At 47.2% G+C, this 24082-nt stretch carries 17 protein-coding genes; 1 reads left to right on the forward strand and 16 read right to left on the reverse strand.

Features of this window, described 5'->3' with window-relative positions:
- Positions 1 to 55: 55 nt before the first annotated feature.
- Positions 56 to 2218, reverse strand: coding sequence for an ATP-dependent zinc metalloprotease FtsH (gene ftsH, locus OCV70_RS02900; RefSeq protein WP_173767644.1), 2163 nt, complete (start codon positions 2216 to 2218; stop codon positions 56 to 58).
- 277 nt (positions 2219 to 2495) lie between these two features.
- Here ftsH and OCV70_RS02905 point away from each other — a divergent pair, with 277 nt between their 5' ends.
- Positions 2496 to 3977, forward strand: coding sequence for a DUF1846 domain-containing protein (locus tag OCV70_RS02905; RefSeq protein WP_173767646.1), 1482 nt, complete (start codon positions 2496 to 2498; stop codon positions 3975 to 3977).
- 141 nt (positions 3978 to 4118) lie between these two features.
- On the opposite strand, the gene aroE is transcribed toward OCV70_RS02905, so the two are convergent.
- The 15 genes from aroE to OCV70_RS02980 form a co-directional block, all read right to left on the reverse strand.
- On the reverse strand, positions 4119 to 4964 hold the full coding sequence (gene aroE, locus OCV70_RS02910) for a shikimate dehydrogenase (RefSeq protein ID WP_173767648.1): 846 nt from the start codon (positions 4962 to 4964) through the stop codon (positions 4119 to 4121).
- A gap of 119 nt (positions 4965 to 5083) precedes the next feature.
- Positions 5084 to 6784 (reverse strand): ABC1 kinase family protein, encoded by a 1701-nt coding sequence (locus OCV70_RS02915; protein ID WP_262579185.1) that lies wholly within the window; start codon positions 6782 to 6784, stop codon positions 5084 to 5086.
- A 100-nt stretch (positions 6785 to 6884) separates the two neighbouring features.
- On the reverse strand, positions 6885 to 7274 hold the full coding sequence (locus tag OCV70_RS02920) for a phasin family protein (RefSeq protein ID WP_021925647.1): 390 nt from the start codon (positions 7272 to 7274) through the stop codon (positions 6885 to 6887).
- Positions 7275 to 7370: 96 nt separating this feature from the next.
- Positions 7371 to 7751 (reverse strand): diacylglycerol kinase family protein, encoded by a 381-nt coding sequence (locus OCV70_RS02925; RefSeq protein ID WP_021925646.1) that lies wholly within the window; start codon positions 7749 to 7751, stop codon positions 7371 to 7373.
- Between the two features lie 68 nt (positions 7752 to 7819).
- Positions 7820 to 9607, reverse strand: coding sequence for an ASKHA domain-containing protein (locus OCV70_RS02930; RefSeq protein WP_021925645.1), 1788 nt, complete (start codon positions 9605 to 9607; stop codon positions 7820 to 7822).
- 131 nt (positions 9608 to 9738) lie between these two features.
- Positions 9739 to 12141 carry a leucine--tRNA ligase gene (gene leuS / locus OCV70_RS02935; protein WP_117852629.1) on the reverse strand — a complete coding sequence of 801 codons (2403 nt, stop codon included), beginning with the start codon at positions 12139 to 12141 and terminating at the stop codon, positions 9739 to 9741.
- Positions 12142 to 12196: 55 nt separating this feature from the next.
- Entirely contained in the window at positions 12197 to 13381 is a 1185-nt protein-coding gene (locus OCV70_RS02940; RefSeq protein ID WP_173767652.1) for a S41 family peptidase, read from the reverse strand.
- Positions 13382 to 13568: 187 nt separating this feature from the next.
- Positions 13569 to 14477, reverse strand: coding sequence for a permease-like cell division protein FtsX (gene ftsX, locus OCV70_RS02945; RefSeq protein WP_021924287.1), 909 nt, complete (start codon positions 14475 to 14477; stop codon positions 13569 to 13571).
- Complete coding sequence (ftsE, locus tag OCV70_RS02950; protein WP_021924288.1) at positions 14467 to 15150, reverse strand: cell division ATP-binding protein FtsE; 684 nt, start codon at positions 15148 to 15150, stop codon at positions 14467 to 14469. Before ftsE ends, ftsX begins: the two co-directional genes overlap by 11 nt.
- 619 nt (positions 15151 to 15769) lie before the next feature.
- Positions 15770 to 16858 (reverse strand): PucR family transcriptional regulator, encoded by a 1089-nt coding sequence (locus tag OCV70_RS02955; protein WP_117852624.1) that lies wholly within the window; start codon positions 16856 to 16858, stop codon positions 15770 to 15772.
- 185 nt (positions 16859 to 17043) lie between these two features.
- The gene (locus tag OCV70_RS02960; RefSeq protein ID WP_021924816.1) at positions 17044 to 17913 is read right to left on the reverse strand and encodes a YitT family protein; all 870 of its coding nucleotides are present in this window, start codon (positions 17911 to 17913) and stop codon (positions 17044 to 17046) included.
- Positions 17914 to 17965: 52 nt separating this feature from the next.
- Positions 17966 to 19939 (reverse strand): vWA domain-containing protein, encoded by a 1974-nt coding sequence (locus OCV70_RS02965; protein WP_243280722.1) that lies wholly within the window; start codon positions 19937 to 19939, stop codon positions 17966 to 17968.
- Positions 19929 to 20849: an AAA family ATPase gene (locus tag OCV70_RS02970; RefSeq protein WP_021924814.1), complete on the reverse strand. Its 921-nt coding sequence runs from the start codon at positions 20847 to 20849 to the stop codon at positions 19929 to 19931. The genes OCV70_RS02965 and OCV70_RS02970 overlap by 11 nt, the downstream gene beginning before the upstream one ends.
- Positions 20850 to 20931: 82 nt before the next feature.
- A complete protein-coding gene (locus tag OCV70_RS02975) occupies positions 20932 to 23046 on the reverse strand; it encodes a glutamine synthetase III family protein (RefSeq protein ID WP_173767654.1) in 2115 nt (704 codons plus the stop codon).
- Between the two features lie 88 nt (positions 23047 to 23134).
- Positions 23135 to 24034, reverse strand: coding sequence for a diacylglycerol/lipid kinase family protein (locus OCV70_RS02980; RefSeq protein WP_470255506.1), 900 nt, complete (start codon positions 24032 to 24034; stop codon positions 23135 to 23137).
- Positions 24035 to 24082 lie beyond the last annotated feature (48 nt).

Below are 24082 nucleotides of genomic sequence, written 5' to 3' on the forward strand. Positions count from 1 at the left end.
GCTCCCGGTTCTTATTCTGTCCTATATTGTCATCTGTATGTGAAAATTCTGAAATTTACAGATTCTGGGGGTCGGCTGAGTCTGCCGGGTTCTCGGAAGAAGCTGTAGCTTCCGCTGTATCCACTGTGGCAGCAGTCTCAGAAACAGCTTTTGCTTCATTGCTCTCTGACTCTGCACTGCCTTTCTGCTCCGCCTGACCGTCTTCGCCAGACATCTTTGCATCTGTATTGTTTTCAGCCTGCTCTTTTTTCTCTGTCAGTGCCTTCACAGCCTCATCCAGAGCCTTCAGCCCTTCTTTATCCAGCTCGTCAGAAACCTCCAGACCATGTTCTACAGCGCGGAAAATGATCATAAACTCTTTGCCGGTGATGGTCTCCTTGCGGATCAGATATGCAGCGATCTTGTCAAGAGCTTCTCTGTGGCTGCTAATCAGGCGCTTGGCTTCCTCATAAGAAACCCGAAGCAGTTCCATTACCTCATGGTCAACCTCTGTGGCTGTATCGTCGCCGCAGTTCAGCACTGCGCGGCCATTGAGGTACTGGTTCTCCTGAGTGGCAAGTCCCATAAGGCCGAATTTCTTGGACATACCATACTGGGTGATCATGGCACGGGCAACCTTGGTCGCCTGCTCAATATCATTGGACGCACCTGTGGTCACACTGTCGAATACGATTTCCTCTGCAGCGCGGCCGCCCAGATAGCCTACCAGCATGGCTTCCAGCTCCTTCTGGGTATTCAGGTACTTCTCTTCCTCCGGAACCTGCATTACGTAGCCAAGTGCGCCCATAGTACGGGGCACAATGGTAATCTTCTGAACCGGCTCTGCGTCCTTCTGAAGAGCGCTTACTAACGCATGTCCAACCTCATGATAAGAAACAATGCGGCGCTCCTGTGCGCTCAGAATGCGGTCTTTCTTCTCTTTACCAACAAGCACCACCTCTACAGACTCCTGCAGGTCCTTCTGGGAAACTGCATGCCTGCCATTCTTAACTGCCAGGATGGCTGCTTCATTAACCATATTTGCAAGGTCAGAACCAACAGCACCGGATGTGGCAAGGGCAATGGCCTCGAAATCAACGGTATCGTCAAGACGCACGTTCTTGGCGTGAACCTTCAGAATATCAATACGGCCTCTCAGATCCGGACGGTCAACGATCACACGGCGGTCAAAACGGCCTGGACGAAGAAGTGCCGGGTCCAGAACCTCCGGACGGTTGGTTGCAGCCAGGATCAGAAGACCCTTGGAAGTATCAAATCCATCCATCTCTGCAAGCAGCTGGTTCAGAGTCTGCTCACGCTCATCATTCCCGCCGCCGTAATGAGAATCACGGCTTTTACCGATGGCATCAATCTCGTCAATAAACACAATACAAGGAGCATTCTTCTTGGCTTCCTCGAAAAGATCACGGACACGGGATGCACCTACACCTACGAACATCTCCACAAATTCAGATCCTGAAAGGGAGAAGAACGGGACATGTGCTTCCCCTGCAACTGCCTTGGCAAGAAGGGTCTTACCGGTACCTGGAGGTCCTACAAGCAGAGCTCCCTTGGGAAGCTTGGCTCCGATTTCCACGTATTTGCCTGGATTATGGAGAAACTCCACAACCTCCTGCAGGGATTCCTTGGCCTCGTCCTGACCTGCCACATCCTTGAATGTGATTCCGGTCTCCTTCTGGACATAAGCCTTGGCGCGGCTTTTCCCAACGCCCATGACGCCACCGCCGCCTTTGTTCATGCGGCGCATGAAGAACATCAGAAGCACAAACAGCAGCACAGACGGCAGAAGCACGCTGAGCATCATTGCCATAAATTCGCCGAATGCATCCGGCGGCTCGGATTTGAAAATGATTCCGGTACCTTCCAGACGCTTGGTAAGTGCAGTCTCATCTTCTGTCAGATTGGTGTAATAGCTGATCTCCTGATAAGGGCTTACCTGCTTCTTCGGCACGATGGTCAGGGTATCAGACTGAAGTGTAACGGATTTCACTTCATCATTGTTCACCATGTCAATAAACTTATCATACGTAATCTCACTGGAATTATCCTGCAGCATATTGGTAAACAGGCTGAAACACACCAGAGTAACCAAAAGACATATCAGAAAAGCCAGAATGGACTGATGATTTTTCTTATTGCGGTTCGGATCCTGATTTCTTCTCGGATCCCCTTTATCAGGGCGGCGTCCGCCTTGATTGTTATCCAGATTATTATCCATTTCGTTCCTCCTTATTATCCTTTTTATTATAAAGAGAAAACCCGGATAAATCAACTGCGATATTGTGAAAACCCTCTGAATTTTTGAGAAAAAAGATGCAAAAAAATTTACATTTCCAAATCAAATAGATACTTTTTTTAACGGGAAAACTGTAGTATACTAGGAACGTGGTTTTTTTGACTTATATCACACCGCAAACTGTCTGCTTTTTGCAGGCATCATTTTATTTTAAATACAATGGATGAGGAACCAGAGAAAGAGAGAGAGGAAAAGCAGAATGAAAAAAATTGGATTCGATAATGACAAGTATCTGAAAATGCAGTCCGAACACATTCGTGAGCGTATCAGCAAATTTGACAACAAACTTTATCTGGAATTCGGAGGCAAATTATTTGACGACTATCACGCATCCCGTGTTCTTCCGGGATTTGAGCCGGACAGCAAACTGCGTATGCTTATGCAGCTTTCCGACCAGGCAGAGATCGTAATCGTCATCAGTGCGCCTGATATTGAGAAAAATAAGGTCCGCGGCGATCTTGGCATCACCTATGATGAGGATGTGCTCCGCCTGATGCATGAATTTACCAGCAGAGGCCTTTATGTAGGAAGCGTATGCATCACACGCTATTCCGGACAGGAAGGGGCAGATGCATTTAAGAAGCGTCTGGAGAAGCTTGGCATTAAGGTTTATGTTCTTTATAATATTCCGGGATATCCAAGCAATACTTCCCTGATCGTAAGCGATGAAGGATACGGAAAGAACGACTATATCGAAACCACCCGCCCCCTCGTTGTGATCACAGCACCAGGACCTGGAAGCGGAAAAATGGCCACCTGTCTTTCCCAGCTTTATCATGAATATAAGAGAGGCGTCAGCGCAGGCTACGCCAAATTCGAGACTTTCCCAATCTGGAATATCCCGCTGAAGCATCCGGTGAACCTTGCTTATGAGGCTGCTACAGCTGACTTAAATGACGTAAATATGATCGATCCTTTCCATCTGGATGCCTATGGCGTTACCACAGTTAACTATAACCGTGATGTTGAGATTTTCCCGGTTGTACAGGCTATGTTTGAGAAAATTATGGGTGAGTGCCCGTACAAATCACCTACAGATATGGGTGTAAATATGGCAGGAAACTGCATTATAGACGATGAAGTCTGCCAGGAGGCATCCCGTCAGGAAATTATCCGCAGATATTACAAAGGCATGGATGCTCTGATTGCAGGCACCGGCACTGAGGAGGAGGTTTACAAGATTGAGCTTCTTCTGAAGCAGGCTCATGCTGCATTGGAAGACCGCAAGGTTGTTCCGGCTTCGCTTGAACTGGAGAAGGCTGCTGGTGCTCCGGCTGCTGCTATGGAGCTTGATGACGGAAGAGTGATCACAGGAAAGACTTCTGATCTTCTTGGCGCATCTTCTGCTCTTCTTCTGAATGTTCTGAAGGAGCTTGCAGGAATCGACCATGCAGTGCATGTAATCTCTCCGGATGCCATTCATCCGATCCAGGAGCTGAAGACAAACTACCTTGGAAGCAAGAACCCTAGACTGCATATGGATGAGACTATGATCGCCCTTTCCATCAGCGCAGCTACCAACCCGGATGCCCGCCTTGCCCTCGAGCAGATTCCGAAGCTGAAAGGCTGCCAGGCACATACCTCCGTTATGCTTTCCTCCGTGGATATCCTCTCCTTCCGCAAGCTTGGCATCGAACTCACCTGCGAACCGAAATTCGAGCAGGGGAAGAAACTGCAGTAAGGCAGAGCCGCTGGCTGAGTGTAATATAGAATCAGCTTTAGAATTTTTCTTATAGAATAGTTCGTAAAAATAGAACCAGGAAACAACAGTTTTGGACTGTCATTTTCTGGTTCTATTTTTGATCGCCTTTTTATAATCTTCTCAAAATTCTTTCCTCAGCGCCTCTTCCATAACTTCCACCGGAGCTTCCTCTCCGGTCCAGAGGGTGAAGTTGAGGGCGGCTTGCTGCACCAGCATGCCAAGGCCGTTTACGGTTTTGGCGCCGTTCTTTTGGGCTGCCTTAAGGAACAGGGTATCACATGGGTTGAAAATTACATCGCATACGCACATGTTGGGGCGAATGGATGTATAATCAACATCTGGTTTCTCGGTTACATTCGGTGAAAAACCGATGGAAGTACCATTGATTAAAATGTCCGTATCTTCCGGGATTACTATATTTCTGGTCCAGGGAATATAGGCGGAATCACTTTTGGTTCTGCTCCTGATCAGGGCGGCAAGCTCCATTCCTTTTTCCTGGCTTCTGTTGATAATATGAATCTGTCTTGCCCCATTTAACGCACACTCTACCGCAATTGCTCTGGCTGCGCCTCCGGCTCCCAGTATGGTGACCGTCTTATTCTCAAGCGTTTCTCCGAATGCTTTGAGTGCTGTTACAAAACCCTTGCCGTCTGTATTTTCTCCATATAATCTGCCGTCCTTCTGAATGACAGTATTTACAGCACCAATAATCTCAGCTGCGGGACTCAGCTCGTCCAGATAGGGAATCACCTTAATCTTGTGAGGCATTGTAAGGTTAATTCCTCTCATATCAAAAATACGGACACTGTTCATTGCCGTCTCAAGGTCTTCCGGCCGCACCTTAATAGTCAGATATCTGTAATTCAGGTTCTTTGCCGCAAAAGCAGCTTCTTCCACTACGCCAGTTGGGTTGTCATCCACAGGATCACCAAATACGCCAGTCAGTTCCGCTCTGTAATTTTTCATTTTCCCAATCCCTCGATTCTTTTGAACTTTCCCGTATACTATGATGTTAGGGTCAAAAATTCTTTTGCCCCTAACATGATATCCACGAATTGCTCCGCTGCAAAGCAGCTCCCGCAATTCTACTTCTTCATAAAATGTTTGATAAACAAATACATCAAAATCACAAGTGCTCCAAAATATCCCAACACGCCCAGCGCCGGAATTCCAAACATCTTCGGCATCATATCCGTAGTACAGATAATACTGGAACTGATCAGCAGCGCCATAACCCAAAGCCCCAGCACAATATTCCGGATCAGCCGGCGCATCAGCCATGCCAGATCATCGGAGGCATGCAGATCCAGATTGATCTTCGTCTCCCCCTTCATACAGCCCTGGAGAAAATCTGCCGCAAGTGTGGGAATATCAATCGCCCGAAGCACAGAACGATACAGCTTCTTGCCAGTCCCCTTCAGCTGCTTCTTCCAGTTTTCTTTCTCCAGAAGATTTCCTTTCATACGCGCAGCTGCAATCTGCACCATATTGATCTCAGGACTGATGTCGGCAAGTACACCCTCCATATGAGTCAGTCCCCTGGCAAGCATGGTAAGACCGTGGGGCATAACAATTTTGTTTTCCTTCATCACATCCATTAGGTCTGTAAAAATTTCCACAATGTCAATCTGACCCAGATCAGCGGTACCGTATTTTGCCATAAGATCCCGGATATCCGTGTAAAGACGGCTCTGATCCGGCTTGCCCTTAAACTCCCCAAGCGCCAGCACTGCATCCTGGATTTTCCCGATGTCATTCAGCGCCACGCCTTCAATTGCCTCCCCGATCAGTTCCCGGTCGCGGTCACTCAGCCGTCCCATCATTCCCATATCGATCCACACAATCTTGCCGCCCTGGATCATCACATTTCCAGGATGGGGATCTGCATGGAAAAATCCATCGTCCATTACCTGCTTAATAAAATTATCAACAAATTTGCTTCCGATCTCGTCCAGATCATAGCCTCCTGCCAGCAAAGTCTCCTTGTCGTCAATGGGAATGCCGTCAATGTATTCCATCACAAGCACGCTGGCAGTGGTGTATTCCCGATAAAGGATAGGCGTTTTCACAAATGCAACGTTCTTGTTTTTCCTGGAAAATTCCTCCATGTTGGCAGCTTCGGTAAGGAAATTCATCTCCTCCTGGGTAACCCGCCACAGCTCTTCCAGAACCAGATTCAGATCCACGGCCTCCTTAATACTCACTGGCGGCAGCAGCTTCACCGCCTTTTTCATAAGACCGATATCACGGGCCATGACCTCATAGATGCCCTTTCGCTGAACCTTCACCACCACTTCTTCCCCTGTTTTCAGGACGGCGCGGTGCACCTGGGCGATGGAGGCTGAGCCAAGGGGCTTCCTCTGGATTTCCTGAAATTCTTCCTGCCACGGACAGCCGAAAGCTTCCTGCAGCACTTCTTCCACCTCGGAAAAAGGCATGGGCTCTACATCTGAGCACAGCTTCATCAGTTCGTCGCAGTAGCGTTTGGGCAAAATATCAGAACGCATGGACATGACCTGTCCCAACTTGATAAACGTAGGGCCAAGATCTGTAAGGATCAGACGCAGTTTCTCCGGGGAAACGCCTCTTGTGATGGCATGCTTGTGAAGAACCGCTGTAATCTCTTTCAGCCGTTCCTTGTAGCCGTTTTTGTCTTTGTCTGATGAATTTTTTCCAGATTCAAGAACAATTTTCTCTTTCGGGGCAGTCCCGGCTTCTTTTCCGGTATTTTCTTTGTTGTGTGTCAGCTTCTCATTGGCTGTGTTTTTTGCCTCTGTCGGTTCCATATCTGTCCACCTGCTTCAAGGGCAGGACTTGGAAGATGCTGCACCGCTTTCCAACGGGCTGCAGCAAAACGCCTGGTCCTGCCCTTATTGTTTCCTTTACTTAGTTTTCTTCTGGCTCTTCTGCAGGAGCTTCTTCTGCCTCAGCTTCCTTCGCTTCTTCCGGCTCTTCTTTTGCTCCCTCTGCATCCACGTCCTTCGCCTGCATCTGTGAGATCTGCTCCTTCAGGGCTGCTAGCTGGTCTGGTGTCATTTTATTCAGCACATCTTTCAGTTCATCCGGATTGGATGGCTTCAGAGTAACGTTCACATTTTTCTTAACGCTTTCTTTGATGTTGTGCTTCAGTTCCTGATTCAGGACCTTGCCCTGTTCTACAGTGAGCTCGCCTTTCTTCACAAGTTCGTCCAGAACCTCTTTGGATTTCTCAGCGGTCACTGCTGCTGTACCGATTCCTGCAAGTAATAATTTTTTGATGCCTTCTCCAAGTTCCATAATATATGCTCCTTTCTGCTCTGTGAAAAATGCCGGACAGTTTCCGGTGTTCTGGCATAAAACTCACAGGCATCATTGCCTGTAAATCTGGAATTCTCACAAAATTCCCAGAAATGCCAGTCCTTTGGGAACGAAAATGATCAGACCTGCAATCGCCGCCATAATCGCTGCGATAAGAACTGCCCCTGCTGCCGTATCCTTGGCAATTTTCGCCAGTGGCCTGTACTCACTGGTCACAAGATCCACCACTGATTCTACCGCTGTATTCACCAGTTCCAGCGCCATCACCAGCCCGAAAAGAGCCAGACAGATACACCATTCAATGGGGGAAAGTCCCAGGATCAGTCCTGCAATCACCACAAGCACAGCCATCACGCAGTGAATCTTCATGTTCCGCTCCCTGCGGATACAGGTAAAAATTCCCTCAAATGCATAGCCAAAGCTTTTGGTAATAGGCGGTTTCTTAGGTTCTGTCATTGCGTCCACTTCCTGTCCTTTTATTTGGCACAAGTATAGCAGATTTTGTTATTAATTACTATATTTTTCTAATAATTTATAATTTTTTTAACATTTATGTCATTCTTTATAGAAATCACATTTTCTTTTTTTGCCTGCCGCTCCTGTATTTTCTTCATAACAGTGGGATAGCGCTGGAAATCCGTATGAGGCAATGCCTGTGCAGCTACCATCAGCTCCAGGAAATCTTCCACCTCCGCAAACTGGATATACACCATTTCTTCCAGAATCTGGTCAATATCTTTAAGAAGTGCCCGGTTCAAAAGCAGCTTTGCCGCTCCTTCCAGGGAAGAGTTTCCTGCATTTATAATGTGGTCCCGGTCCATATCCGGATACATGCCGATGGTAATGGCAGACTCCTTGGATACATGCTTTCCAAAAGCCCCTGCCACATAGAACCGTTCTGCCTGGTCAAGTTCCAGCCCGGATTCCCGAAGCATGATTTCCACCATGGTGTGCGCAGCAGATTTGGTACGGATAAATTCGTCAATATCCTTCTGGTAAAAATGCAGGCCAGGCGCATACTCCACGCACCACTGCCCCTCCTTTTTCTGGATCAGCGGACTTTTCTCCGGGGAAAATTTCCCTCGGATGTCAATCCAGCCCTCCAGGAAAAGCTCCGCAATCAAGTCAATAATACCGGACCCGCAGATTCCCTTTGCCTCTATTTGCAGAGGTTTTCCGCCATTCTTTAATGCCTCTTGCTTATCAGATTTATTGCCAGAATCCATTTTCTGAAATTCCCCGTCTTCATTTCCAATCACATGCACCAGGATTTTTCCGTCCCGTATTTTTACCTCATCTACAGCGCCTGTGTCTGCCCGCATTCCGGTGCTCACCACGCCGCCCTCCAGTGCAGGACCTGCTGCCCCCGCGCCGCAGAGAAGGAACTCCTTATTTCCGATTACCAGCTCTCCGTTGGTGCCGATATCAAAGAAAACGCTGATTTCCTCCTTCTTGTACAGTTCGGTATCGATCATGCCGCTGATAATATCACCGCCAAGGTAATTGGATTTGGATGGATAGCAATAGACGTACCCCTTTATCGGAATTCCCAAATCCTTCGCAGGCTGGAAGCCAGGCCTGTCCCCATGAACTGCATGAGGAGTGTAAAATACGCAGAAAGCATCCATTCCAAGGAGAAAATGAATCATGGTAGTGTTTCCCGCAACTACCATCGAAACGCAGCTGCGAGTAATACTCTCGGCATCAGAATCTTCTCGGCACGAAGCACCGCCTCGCCTGGCTCCATCCACTTCTGTATTATCGCATTCTTCTGTCTTTCTTTGTACTTTTCTATCTGCTTCTTTTGCCCTGCATTCATCCAACCACTGCGCGTCTAGCTTATCCATGCATTCCACAATGGAGTCCACCGTAGCCTGCCGCACTTCTTCCAGCTTTCTGGGATTATCCTTACAGTAAAAAATCCTGGAAAGGATATCCGTTCCCCACTGGATCTGGCGGTTAAAGCAGCTGACTTCCTTCACCACCCTGCCGGAAACACAGTCCAGAAGTCTTGCCACCACGGTAGTGCTTCCAAGATCTACCGCCAGTCCATAATGATGCCCGGTCTGATTTCCAGCCTCTATGTCTAGTATTTCCCAGTTTTCCCCATTCCAGCCAAGAGATACTGTGATTTTCCACTTTGCATTTTCAACCAGTGGGTATATCATTCGCAAAATGTGGACAGGCATATGAACCTGCTCCTCTATCCCTTCCGCACTCAATGCTTCCAGAATGCGCTGCTGGTCAGAACGGGAATCCTCTTCCGTCGGCGCGGATAACTCAAGATATATTTTTTTGCTGAGACCTTCCATATAAATTTCTCTCCTAAAAACAAACAATACAATGACAAACACGCTCTAACTGTGAAAATCCCCACCAGTTCATTCTGATGGGGATTTTTCTGCACTACTTATATAACAGCTTTTATAACTTGGCAGCGTGATTATTTCGCAACAAAGTTTACAATCTTATTCGGTACATAAATCTCTTTTACAAGAGTTTTGCCCTCTAAGAAGGAAGCAACTCTCTCATCCTTCTTAGCCAGCTCAAGAGCTTCCTCTTTGGCGCATCCGTTCGGGATTACGATGGTTCCGCGGACTTTACCGTTAACCTGTACACCAATCTCTACGGAAGCCTCTACAGTCTTGCTCTCCTCGTACTCCGGCCACTGGGAAAGGGAAAGCAATCCTTCTCCGCCGATGGTCTCCCAGATTTCCTCGCAAAGGTGAGGTGCAAATGGGCAAAGAAGCTTGATGAAGATTACAAGGTCATCTCTGCTGATCTTGCCAACTGCATAGATCTCGTTAATCAGAGTCATGAGGCACGCAATTGCAGTATTGAACTTCATAGCCTCGATATCGGAAGATACCTTCTTGATTGCCTTGTGGATCTTAACCTCCATATCCTTGGAAGCAGGCTCATCAGTCATAATATCGGTAAGTCCAGCAACTCTCTCAAGGAAACGCTTGCAGCCTCTTACAGAGCTGTCATTCCACGGAGCAGCAGCGCCGTAATCCCCCATGAACAGTACATAGGTACGAAGTGCGTCTGCACCATACTCGTCTACAATATCCAGCGGGTCTACTACGTTGCCCTTGGATTTACTCATCTTATCTCCGTCAGAACCAAGGATCATACCCTGTGCAGAACGCTTCGCATATGGCTCAGGAGTATTGACGATTCCCATGTCATACAGGAAATGATGCCAGAATCTGGAGTAGATCATATGTCTGGTTACGTGCTCCATACCGCCGTTGTACCAGTCAACCGGCATCCAGTATTCCATCTTCTTGCGGTCTGCAAGAGCTTCTGTATTGTGCGGATCCACATAGCGAAGGAAATACCAGGAAGATCCAGCCCACTGAGGCATGGTATCAGTCTCTCTCTTGGCATCGCCGCCGCACTTCGGGCATTTGCAGTTTACAAAGGATTCAATTCTTGCAAGAGGTGACTGTCCGTCCTCTCCTGGCTGGAAGTCCTCAATCTTCGGCAGACGAAGCGGAAGCTCCTCATATGGAACCGCTACATCACCGCATTTCGGGCAGTGAACGATCGGGATTGGCTCGCCCCAGTATCTCTGGCGGTTGAATGCCCAGTCCTTCATCTTGTACTGAACACCAGCCTTGCCGATGCCCTTCTTCTCCAGTTCCTCAAGCATACGCTCGATGGAGTCCTTCTTATTGGTATATCCGTTCAGGAAATCAGAGTTGATCATCTCGCCGTCGCCTGTGTAGGCTTCCTTCTCGATGTCGCCGCCCTTGATAACCTGGATAATGTCAATGCCAAATTTCTTTGCAAAATCATAGTCTCTCTGGTCATGTGCCGGTACTGCCATAATAGCTCCGGTACCATATCCCATCATTACATAGTCTGCAATGTAAATCGGGATCTTCTTGCCGTTTACAGGGTTTACGCCCTCAAGACCCTGGATGCATACACCAGTTTTTTCTTTTACAAGCTGGGTTCTCTCGAACTCTGTCTTCTTGGCGCACTCTTCACGATATGCCTTGATCTCATCCATGTTTGTGATGCGGTCAGCATATTTGTCGATCAGAGGATGCTCCGGTGCGATAACCATAAAGGTTACACCGAACAGGGTATCCGGTCTGGTGGTATAAATCTGAAGTGTCTCATCAATTCCGTCAACTGCGAAGTTCACGAAAGCACCTGTAGATTTACCGATCCAGTTCACCTGCTGCTGCTTGATGTTTGCAGGATAATCTACATCCTTCAGGCCCTCAAGAAGCTTGTCTGCATACTGGGTAATGCGCAGATACCATACGTCCTTGGATTTCTGGATAACATCACTGTGGCAGATATCGCATTTGCCTCCCTGGCTGTCCTCGTTGGAAAGAACGACCTTACAGGACGGGCAGTAGTTAACCAGTGTCTTATCACGGAAAACAAGTCCGTTCTCAAACATTTTCAGGAAGATCCACTGTGTCCATTTGTAGAAATCCTCCTGTGTGGTATCGATCACACGGCTCCAATCAAAGGAGAATCCAACGCTCTTCAGCTGATTGGTGAATTTCTCAATGTTCTGGTCTGTGATCACACGGGGATGTGTGTTTGTCTTGATCGCATAGTTCTCAGTCGGAAGTCCGAAAGCATCGAATCCAATTGGGAACAGTACATTGTATCCCTGCATTCTTCTCTTTCTGGAAAGTACCTCGATACTGGAGTATGCTTTGATATGGCCAACGTGCATTCCGGCACCGCTTGGGTACGGGAACTCTACAAGGCCGTAAAATTTCGGTTTATCACTTCCGTCAACAGCTTTAAAAGCCTGCTGCTCTTCCCATTTTTTCTGCCATTTCGGCTCGATTTTTTTAAAATTGTGTTTCATCTATGGTTCCTCCACATTAAATCTTTTATCATTCTAATCCAACACAGTCCTTTTGTCAACGAGAAACCGCCTGTATTGCCGCCTGAAGCTGATTATCTTCCTCATGGCTAATCTCTGTCTTATTCAAAAGGCTGGCATCCAGCTTCACTTCCACATCCGGCGTGATTCCCACCTTATGGATGTCATTGCCCTTTGGAGTAAAATATTTGGCTGTGGTCAGCTTCACCGCACTTCCGTCTGACAGCTGGCGGATACTCTGGACGATTCCTTTTCCATAGGTGGTTGTTCCCACAATGGTGCCGATTTCGTAATCCTTCACCGCTCCTGCAAAAATCTCGGAAGCACTGGCGCTATTCTCATTTACCAGCACGGCAAGAGGAATGTCGATTGGCGTATCCCCGTCACACTTCATCTCATTTCTTTCCCCGTATTTGTCCTCTGTATACACGATCAGTCCCTCGGGCAAAATCTGGCGGAGCACATCGCACACAGAAGAAAGCACACCGCCCGGATTGTCGCGGAGATCCACAATCAGCTTCTCCATGCCTTTTGCCTGAAGATCCTGGTAGGCATCCTCAAACTGCTTGGGCGTCACAAGGGTAAACTCCGTAATGCGAAGATATCCGATAGAGTCCTCCAGCATCTCATAAGAAACCGTGGGAAGCTCCACATTGCTGATGGTAACCGTAATCTCTTCCGGCTCATCTGCTTCCTGGTGATAAACCGTCAGCACAGAGGTTCCGTCCTCTTTGTTTCGGATCATTTCGGAAACCTCTGAAGGAGTCATTTCTGTCACATCTGTTCCATCCACTGCTGTAATTACGTCATTTACCTTAATTCCCGCAAGATCAGCCGGACCGCCCTCATAACAGTCCACTACCAGAATTCCGCCTTCCGAATTCTGGGTGATGCTCACGCCGATTCCGGAGTAAGAGCCTTCCGTATCGCGCATTTCCTCCTCATATTCTTCCCCTGTGTAATACCGGGAATAGGGATCTCCAATGCCATACAGAAGACCTGTATAGAGTCCCTCCTTCAGGGAATCCTCATCTACCTCATCCAGATAATTCTGATCAATGATATCCTCCAGGTATTTGATTTTCTGGGGCACTGCCACATCGGACAAAACCGTGCTTCCCGCACGCCCTGCTTTCTGCAGACCCACGTAGCCGCCTCCCAGCGCTAAAGATGCACACAGCACACCGGTTATGGCTCCCTTTATAAATTGTTTATCTGCCATTTATCGTTCTCCTCATTTTCGCTATCTAAGTTCTATTCATATACTATCATTTGCCTAAATGTATCCACCCCGAGCACACACTCTTTTTTATACAAAAAGGCTGCCGGATTTCTCCAGCAGCCCCCATATCTTTTCTCATATTCTCTGGCGGAATGCGAATAACCGCCTTTATTGTAAAACAGATTTCTCACACCTTCAAGTGTTTTCTTGTCGTAATAAAACTTCCCACAAGACCGATTCCAAGTCCTAATGCCAGCGCAATGGGAACCAGTGTCTGGTAGATCTGTCCTACCGGAATGAAATCCACAACGCCCATCAGCACGCTGAACTTGGTGTACACATAAGTTACCACACTGTTGTAGCAGAAATACAGGATCACCAGCGGAATGCCTGCACCAATCAGGCCAAGCACCATACCTTCCAGAAGAAACGGCGCACGGACAAATCCATCTGTAGCACCTATGTATTTCATGATTCCAATCTCTTCCTTACGAACTGTAATACCAACAGAAATGGTATTGCTAATCAGAAAAATGGAAATGATCAGCAGGATCACAATAACTGCCACAGATACATAAGAAACAATACGGTTGATCGAGCCAAGGGTTTTGGCCGCCTGCTCAGACTGATTGACCTCACGGACATTGTCCAGGGTCTTAATGTATGCAACCAACTCAGACTGTTTCTCAATATTGTTCATGTATACACGGTAGTTGGAAGAGTTTGCAAGAGGATTGTCATCCTTAAATCCATCTGCTGCCTCCGCATCGTCTCCGAAGTATTCCTTCTTCATCTTCTCCCATGCTTCATCCGCAGACTCGAACTCAATCTTGGACACCTCAGGGCGCGCCTTGATCAGCTCGCCTACCGCATCCATCTGTTCCTGGGTAGTTCCCTCGTTAAAAAGCACGGTAATGGGCACATCTTCCTCAACCTTGTGTGCCAGGGTATTTACATTATTTACAATGGAAAAGAAAATTCCAAACAGAAAAATACATGCTGCCATGGTAATAACAGAAGCAATGGAAAACATGAAATTCCTCTTAATGTTCTTGACCCCCTGCTTCAGGGTATACCAGATCGTACTAGGCCTCATAATATTCTCCCTCTTTCTCGTCGCTGATGATTACTCCATTATGCATGGTCAGTACACGCTTTTTCATGGAATTGACAATCTCTTTGTTGTGGGTTACTACCAGAACGGTGGTACCGCGCTCATTGATCTCCTCAAGCAGCTTCATGATTTCCTCTGAGGTCTTCGGATCCAGGTTGCCGGTAGGCTCATCTGCCAGCAGAATATCCGGGCGGTTTACAATGGCTCTGGCAAGGGCAACTCTCTGCTGCTCGCCTCCGGAGAGCTCATCCGGGTATGCCTTATATTTGCCTGCAAGTCCAACCTCCTGCAAAACCTCAGGAACACGCTTGCGGATCACTCTTGTCGGGCGGTTCACCACACGCTGTGCAAATGCCACATTCTCATAGACATCCCGGTCCTTCAGAAGACGGAAATCCTGGAATACAACCCCCAGCTTACGGCGGTACTTGGCAACACGGCGGTGCTTCATTCCCTCAAGCTTCTCACCGCTTACGATCGTAGTACCGGATGTGGAATCCAGTTCCTTGAGAAGAAGCTTGATCAAAGTGGATTTGCCGGAACCGCTGCTTCCTACTATAAACACGAATTCCCCTTTATCTACATGGAGATTGGCGTGATTCACTGCCGGCAGGCCCTGTCCATAGGACTTGCTCACATCTATCAGATCAATCATGATATCCTCCTTCATTTTTCTTCAAATAAGCATTTTGTTATTTTCTTAATTTTTATGTAACAATATTGTAATATATATCAGGTGAAAATGCAACCTTATTTTTTCACCTGCCTGTAAGCAGTAATTTATTAGTTACTATTCACTGGTAATGTTCCGCGAGGTGTTTTTTGTGAACAAAGTTCACAGAAAACCTGAGAATTAAGTTTTCGCAGCAAACGCTACTTCTTGTGCAATGCACAAGAAGGTTCGTCTTTCTGGGCATCGCGAAGCGTGTTACTAGTGTGCCGACAAGTTGATTCTTGTAACAATCTTGCAGGATAAATTTTTTATTTCAAGGCGGAGGAAGGAGGCGTAGCGGTGGCTACGGCGACCGACGACAACGCAGAAATAAGAAATTTAGACGCAAGATTGTTCTGGAAATCAACTTGTCGGTACACTAGGCACGGAGTGAACAGTAACATTTATTATACCAAAGAATAAGGAGAACGCAAGGGATTTCACAAAGGAAACACATAAAAAATGCCTGCCGCTTTCTTCAAACGACAGGCACATAAAATACTGTTGTAAAAACCAGATGCAGTCATCAAAATGCCCTGGCTGTGCATTTGGAATCCGTCTCTTAGTATTCCAGAGTCTCCATATATTTCATATAGCGTACAACCATCAGCGCAATCTTAAATGTGATGGCATCCTCGAATACGCGAAGATCCAGTCCGGTACTCTTCTGGAGTTTATCCAGACGATATACCAGAGTATTACGATGAATATAAAGCTGTCTGGATGTCTCGGATACATTCAGGCTGTTCTCAAAGAACTTGTCAATTGTGACCAGAGTCTCCTCATCAAAGTCATCCGGGGACTTGCCGCCGAAAATCTCCTTGATAAACATCTTGCACAGCGGGATCGGAAGCTGATAGATCAGACGGCCGATTCCAAGAGAACTGTAAGCGATCACATCCTTCTCCGGTGAGAAGATCTTGCCTACATCAAGAGCCATTCTGGCTTCCTTATAGGAACGGGAAACCTCCTTCAGCTCACTGACAATGGTTCCATATGCAATATGGGTATCATTCTCCCTGTCAAGTCCAAGAGTATCCAGAATGGTCTGGGCCAGCTTGTCCATCTCTTCATAGCCCTCATTCTCCTCAAGCTCCTTGACAATAATAATGCTCTTCTCGTCAACTGCTGTGATAAAGTCCTTGCTCTTGCCTCCGAACAGGCTCTTCACGCTCTCCATAGAGCTGTGCTCTCTCTCCTGCTCAAGCTCCAGGATCATAACCACGCGGCGCACATCTGCCTCAATATGAAGCTTCTTCGCACGATTATAAATATCTACCAGAAGCAGATTGTCAAGCAGCAGGTTCTTAATAAAGCTGTCCTTGTCAAAACGCTCTTTATATGCCACGATCAGGCTCTGGATCTGGAAAGCAGCAAGCTTTCCTACCATATAAGTATCTTCATCTTCTCCGTGGGCAACCAGAATGTATTCCAACTGATAATCATCACAGACCTTGAAATACTGGTAACCTTTCACAAGCTGGCTGGCAGCCTGGGATTCTACAAATGCCTGGACATCTTGCGGCTGAATCTCAAAATCACTGTAGGTGGACGCCAGTGTCTTGCCATCTGTATCAATAATGCAAAACTCCGTCCTGGATATCTCCTTGAGCCCCTCAAGTGTATTCTGCAGTACCTGATTCGATATCATTACCCTTCCATCCCTTCTTGTAAAATATATGTGTGCCGGATAAACCAGCCTAAACGGACATGCCGCATTGCGGCAATATCACCATGAATAAAAGTCATTCCGATATTCATGGAACTATTTTAATACAAATTCACCAAAAAAGAAAGAGGAAATCAGAAAAAATTTACAAATTTTTGATGTATTTTCTATTTTCTTTCTATAAAGCCTTCTCCAAGAACTTCTCTGACATCCGATACGATCACAAAAGCATCCGGATCAATGGAATCCACCAATTCCTTTAATGCAACGATCTCCTTGCGGCCAACTACACAGTAAAGCAGCAGCTTGTCCTGATCAGAATACATTCCTTTTCCATGGATTCCGGTAACGCCGCGATCCAGCTTTTCCATGATCTCACTGGAAATCTCCTGGGGCTTGCTGGTAATGATATACGCCTGCTTGGAAAATTTCAGACCCTCGATCATACTGTCCGATACCTTGGTCACGAGAAATACAGCGATGATAGCGTACAATGCCTTTTGCACGCCAAACACGTACATACCAACAAGGACAATGGCGCCGTCAATAAACTGCATGATCTGCGCGATGGAATAATGTCTTAATTTTCTCTGAAGCAGTGCCGCCATCATATCGGTACCGCCTGTGGTTCCTCTTCCCAGAAATACAAGGCCGATTCCGATTCCCTGGATCACGCCGCCGTATACGGCTGCCAGCAGCAGGTCATTTCCTGCAAGATCAAAAGCAGGCAGCACAGCCAGCCAGAAGGACAGACAGACCTCTCCCACCAGGGCTTTTTTTACAAACTGAAATCCGCCGATTTTCATTCCGATCAAAAACAGGGGAATATTCAGACTCATATTGGTGATCCACAGCGGTATTCCTCCCGGGATCACGCCCTGGGTCCACTCCTTTACCAGAATGGCGATACCGGAAAATCCTCCGGTTACCATTCCGGACATATCGAAAACACTGTTTATGGCAACTGCCATCAGCGCAGTTCCCACAATGATCATCAGATAATCCAGATACGCTGCTCTTTTGTTGTTCTGAAACATAGTCACACTCCTTCTTTTATAGTGATTTCCTCCCGCAGGAGGGTCTATCCGTTTATTCGTCATCCTCCAGCTGTTTGGTCAGATAACGTCCTACGATCTTGGAAAAGCCTGTAATATTGCGGATGTATGCAAAATCCTTTCCAAAAATCTTCTTCTCCGTTGCAAGATCCTTCTCCTCCCCTGCAAAAACACCCAGAACGCTTACGCCCTGGCTTCGCAGCTTCCGGATCTGGGCTGCAGTATCCGTGATGGCATATTTTCCATGGTAAGGCTGGGGATTTCTGGCATTTGGACGGTTTACCACCACATCATAAGGGCGTCCGTCACTTAAAATAATCAGGATCTTTTTCTCCTCTTCCCGCATCAGAAGTCCATAGCCAGCTGCCCGGATGGCAAGTCCGTCCCGGTTGTTGGAAGAGGTCACATAATTAAAGATATTTTCATTAGCACTTCTTGGATCGTCATATTCCCGGAAACGATGGAGAATGGTGTAATCCCAGAAGGTGCAGTAGCTCATCACCCTGTGGGGAAGTCCTGCGTTGCTTAAGGATTCGCTGATGATATAGGCCTGCAGCGCCACCTCGCCCTGACGGCTCATCTGGGAACCGCTGGCATCGATCAGCACATCCACCACGAAATCTGAGGAATCTCCTTTTAATTCCCGCTTGAAAACCTTTGCATCGCCGCTTCTTCCAAGACGCCACAGTCTGGACGGCACAATGGTTCCACGGTCCGAAAGGATCTCCTGGCTTTCACTTTTGATCACCAGAGACTTCTTCAGCATTTCTGTGAGAAGGGCAATATTTCGCTTCACGATCCGGTGTTTGTCATGGTACAGCCAGATATTCTTATTTTTCAGCCTTTTTGCATATTCATACTGGTAATTTCGCCTTACCGGATTTTTCAGGATTCCTTCCGTAAAATACAGGCTGCAGTCACCATGGATATCACGGCACATCAGCTGGTTCATCCGCTTCTCTTCCATCTCATTCAGATAGGTTTTGCCAAAATTCAGTTCTACATAAGTATGGGCTTTTTCCAGTGCTTCCGGCGGCACCACCTTAATCTTGTGCTTTGTCTGCCGTTCTTCCTCCATCTCCTGGGTCACATTGGCATTCTCCATGCCTGCCGCGTTGGAGGTCAGCTGCTCCATGTAGCTTTCCAGAGCATCCTCGTACATTTCCTCGGAAAGATAATCCCGCCAGTCAAATTCTGTCAGATCCTCTACGGTGACAGCAAGAACCTGCTCAAGAGTTGTCTTTTGGGAAAAATCAGGATCCGCCACTTCATTATATACGGTATCGATCATGCGGATTAAGGACATGGTGTCCTTTACATCAGCCGCACCAGCTATCATATTTATATAATGATAGATTCCTTTGGAACGGTCTGAAGCGCTTAAGGAAGCACTGTCTTCTGCAGCTTTTTTCGAAACAGCAGCACCTTGTTTTCCTCTGTCAATCCTTCTTCGCAGCATATTCACCCTCAGGTATCCAAGCTTGTCTGCTGCCGACGGCATCCGCTCATATTCCTGGTCCAGAATATCCTCACAGGCTCTTCTTTGCATTTCCCAGATTCCAGGGCGCTCCTGGCAGATTCGGTCTCCAATGGCTTCCTCAATACAAAGCTGGGAGACAAAGGTAAGAGCCGTCTCATCTGCACCCATAAAAATCTTCTTCACCAGATACATTCCCAGGAAATCCTTATCAAAAAACTTCGCCAGTGCTCCCTGCTTGATCCCGTCGTAAAGGGCAATGTCCTTAGAGCGCAGAAAAAGAGAAACATCTGGCTTCATCTGCTGGGTATAGTCCCCGCTGATGGTCCACAGAAGATTTCGGATCCGGTTTTCCAGTTCTAACTGATAATCCTGAATTCTAAGTTCTTCCTTGTCATTCCACTTGGCCTGAGATTCTTCTGCATCCTCAAGATCAACTACTTTTGCCAAAAGCTTCTCAGACTCACCATCTGCCCTTTTTCCTGTGGAAGGCTTCATTTCCAGGGAAACTTTTTTCGCCTTATCTTCCATAAACATCTTCCCATGTCCAGCTTAGAGGAATTCTGGTTCTCACCACATCCTCCACGATTTCCTTTTCAAACACATCGAATGTCTTATTCACAATTCCCATGCGCACAGCCTGCCATGGGGAAAGTCCGGTGCGCACGATCTTCATGGCTGCCAGAAGTCCGCGAAGGTCCAGAGGCTTTGTGGAAATCTCACTGTTCATGGATTTTTGCTGCAGGTCCATAAACACGCCGATAAACTGCTCTACAGCTTCCTTCTTTGCATCCGGGAACATCCTGTGAAAAATAAATCCAAGGGTCTCCTCGTTCTGTGCAGGCATATCGATTACCAGGAAACGAGACACCAGCGCCTCATTCAACTCCTTGGTTCCTGCATATCCATAGTTCATAGTTCCGATAAACCTTGCCGCAGGGTGCAGGTCGATCTTATCGTATCCCGGCACATCAATGGAACGGCGGTAGTCCAATGTGGCATGAAGCACGGAAACTGCATCATTTTTCGCCATATTGATCTCATCCAGAATTCCAAATCCGCCTTCCTGGGCGCACTGGTATATGCTTCCCTTGCGAAGCTTCACCTGATTGTCCTCAAAGGTATCGGTCCCGATCAGGTCTCCGCTGTTGGTATTGACATGGAAAGATACGTTATACACCGGACGTCCGAAAATAAATGCCAGATTCTCTGCCAGCACATTTTTCCCAGTTGCCTTGGGGCCGGCAAGAAGAAGATTCTCCCCTTCCAGTATAGCAGCCATTCCCATTTCCAGGGTTTCCTTTCCATAAAATGGAAGGGACGGTTTCATAAGACGGTGCTTCGCCTCTTCTGAAACACCATACTCTTTCCGGTAGTCTGCTGCTGCCTGAATCAGCCCTTCTGCAACACCCTGTTCCTCTAAAAAATCAAACTCATTCATATATTCTGAAATCTCCTGTTACTTTTGACACTTTATCCCTTTAATAGAAAAGAGGACTGTCTGTACAGTCCTCCTAAAAAACTTACGGCTCGAAAACAAGATCTCCGTAAGATGGCATCGGCCACATTTCCTTGTCAACCAGCATCTCCAGCTCGTCAACCGGCTGTCTTAATTTTTCCATTGCAGGTACCAGCTTCTCTCTGCAGAACACTGCTCTTTCACGTCCTTCCGGATGAGCCTCCACCTGATCTACCAGCTTGCTTAACTTATTCATGGCACTGTTCACTTCCTTCAGAAGCTTGCTTGCCTTTTTCAGAAGATCCATCTGTACGCTTACATCAATGGGTCCAACTGCTTTCACCTGATTGATGGATTCTGCAAGGACCGTTGTGTACTTGATCACTGCCGGAATGATCTGTTTGGTAGCCATGTCGATCATGGTCTTGGCTTCAATATTGATTGCTTTCGCATAAATCTCATACTGGATCTCCGCTCTGGATTCCAGCTCTGTTTTTGTAAATACGCCGAATTCTCCGAAAAGCTCCACTGCCTTATCGGTAGTCAGTGCCGGGATGGCATCTACCATAGACGGCAGAATTGGAAGTCCGCGGCGGCGTGCTTCTTTTTCCCACTCTGGTGCGTAGCCGTTGCCGTTAAATACGATTCTCTGATGCTCTGTTGCATATTTCTTGATCAGGTCATGGACAGCCAGATCGAAGTCCTCGGCTTTCTCCAGAATGTCGCAGACTTCCTTGAATGCTTCCGCTGTAATGGTGTTCAGCACTACATTGCATGCGGAAATGGAATCCTTGGAGCCAACCATACGGAACTCGAATTTGTTTCCGGTAAAAGCAAATGGGGAAGTACGGTTGCGATCTGTGGCATCCTTCATAAAATCCGGAAGGGTCTTAACGCCTGTAGCAAGCTTCTCGCCAGTCTTGCTTCTTGTTGCGGTTCCGGTGCTGATCAGCTGCTCCAGCACGTCCTCAAGCTGTTCTCCAAGGAATACAGAGATAACAGCCGGCGGAGCCTCATGTCCTCCAAGACGCTGGTCGTTTCCAACATCTGCTGCGGACTCACGAAGAAGATCTGCATGCTTGTCAACTGCCTTTAAGATACAGGTAAGCACCAGAAGGAACTGGATATTCTCGTGAGGTGTCTTGCCAGGCTCCAGAAGATTGATTCCATCGTCTGTAGTAAGGGACCAGTTGTTGTGCTTGCCGGATCCGTTCAGTCCTGCAAATGGTTTCTCATGAAGAAGGCAGCGCATTCCATGACGGCTTGCTACTTTCTTCAGAATGCGCATCATGATCTGGTTGTGGTCTGCTGCGATGTTAACCGGAGCGTAGATTGGAGCCAGCTCATGCTGTGCAGGTGCTACTTCATTATGCTGTGTCTTGGCTGTCACGCCTAACTTCCAGCACTCTTCATTTACTTCTTTCATGTATGCAGAAACTCTCTGACGGATAGTTCCGAAATAATGGTCATCCATCTCCTGTCCCTTCGGCGGCATTGCGCCAAAAAGAGTACGTCCGGTGTAAACCAGATCCTTTCTCTGCATATATTTTTCTTTATCTACAAGGAAATATTCCTGCTCTGCGCCAACAGAAGGAGTTACTCTTCTGGAGGTTGTATTTCCGAAAAGTCTGAGAAGGCGTAATGCCTGTGTGTTGATTGCTTCCATAGAACGAAGAAGCGGGGTTTTCTGATCCAGCGCCTCTCCTGTGTAGGAACAGAATGCAGTAGGGATACATAAGGTTCCGCCAGCTGCGTCATGTCTTACAAATGCCGGTGAGGTACAATCCCATGTTGTATAGCCTCTCGCCTCAAAGGTTGCACGAAGCCCGCCGGATGGAAAAGATGAAGCATCTGGCTCACCTTTGATCAGCTCTTTGCCGGAAAAGCTCTGAAGAACCTTTCCATTCTCCATAGGTGCGGTGATAAATGCGTCATGCTTCTCTGCAGTTACGCCTGTAAGGGGCTGGAACCAGTGGCTGTAATGAGTAGCGCCTTTCTCAATGGCCCATTCCTTCATCTCATGGGCAACCACATCTGCGACCTCCATGGAAAGCTCCTTGCCTTCCTCAATGGTCTTCTTCAGTTCCTTGTAAACTTTCTTCGGCAAACGTTCCTGCATGACGGAATCATTGAATACATCACATCCGAATAATTCCTTCACATTAACATAATCTCCCATTGTTCCTCTCCTCTCATTCATCACACATTACTGGTTTTATTTTATCTTGGGCAGCTTGCTGACCTTTCGCGCAGGTATTTTCCCTACTCTACTGTGCACTTCTCAGGCGAAGATTCAAAGCCTGCTTCAGATTCTCAATCTCCACAACCTCAGGGCTTCCGCCGTACTCACCGTCCAGGGTCCACGCAACCGCCTCATCCGCTTCAATGGTAAGCTTCCTTGCCTTGAAGGAATAGATCAGGTCAGAATTGTCTTCCATGCTAAGAAGATTCCGGATAATTTCCTGCATTTCCAAAGGATTCTTCGGCTGTACGATCAGGGTGACCTCAAAAAGGCCGTCATTCATAACCACATCCTTGGTCAGGTTCTTAAAACCGCCTACGGATCTGGAATTGGTGACCATGCCGTAGATGAAATTATCCTCGATCACGCCGCTCTCTGTCACTACTTTCATATGGTAGGATTTGATATCCAGAAGTCTCTTGGCACCCTCCAGAACATAGGCCAGATGGCCAAGAATATTCTTCAGATCCTGGCTGGTCTCGTAGGACACATCTGTAAAAAGGCCAAAGGCAGCCACATATGCAAAGGTCTGATGATTGAATCTTCCAACATCACACTTATAGATCTCCCCGTCCATGATCATAGATGCAGCATCCAGCATATTCTTGGGCATAAAAAGACTGTTGGCAAAATCATTGGTGCTTCCGGCAGGAATGTAGCCGATCGGCACATTGCTTCCCACCTCGGTGATTCCGGTTACCACTTCATCCAGGGTACCGTCACCGCCGCTGCAGACGATCAGATCTACCTGGTCTGCATATTTTTTCACCTGTTCGTAGGCATCTCTGGGGGCCTGAGTGGCACGGATGATCACTTCATAGCCGCCTTTGTTGAAGATATCTACAATCTCCATCAGAGATGTTTTGATTTTTCCTTTCCCTGCTTTGGGATTAAAAATAAATACCAGTTTTTTCTCCAACTTCATTCCTCTTTTTCATTACCTTATTTTACACATAAAATTTGATTCACATAT

It is taken from the genome of Blautia acetigignens (assembly GCF_025566865.1).
GTDB lineage: Bacteria > Bacillota > Clostridia > Lachnospirales > Lachnospiraceae > Blautia_A > Blautia_A acetigignens.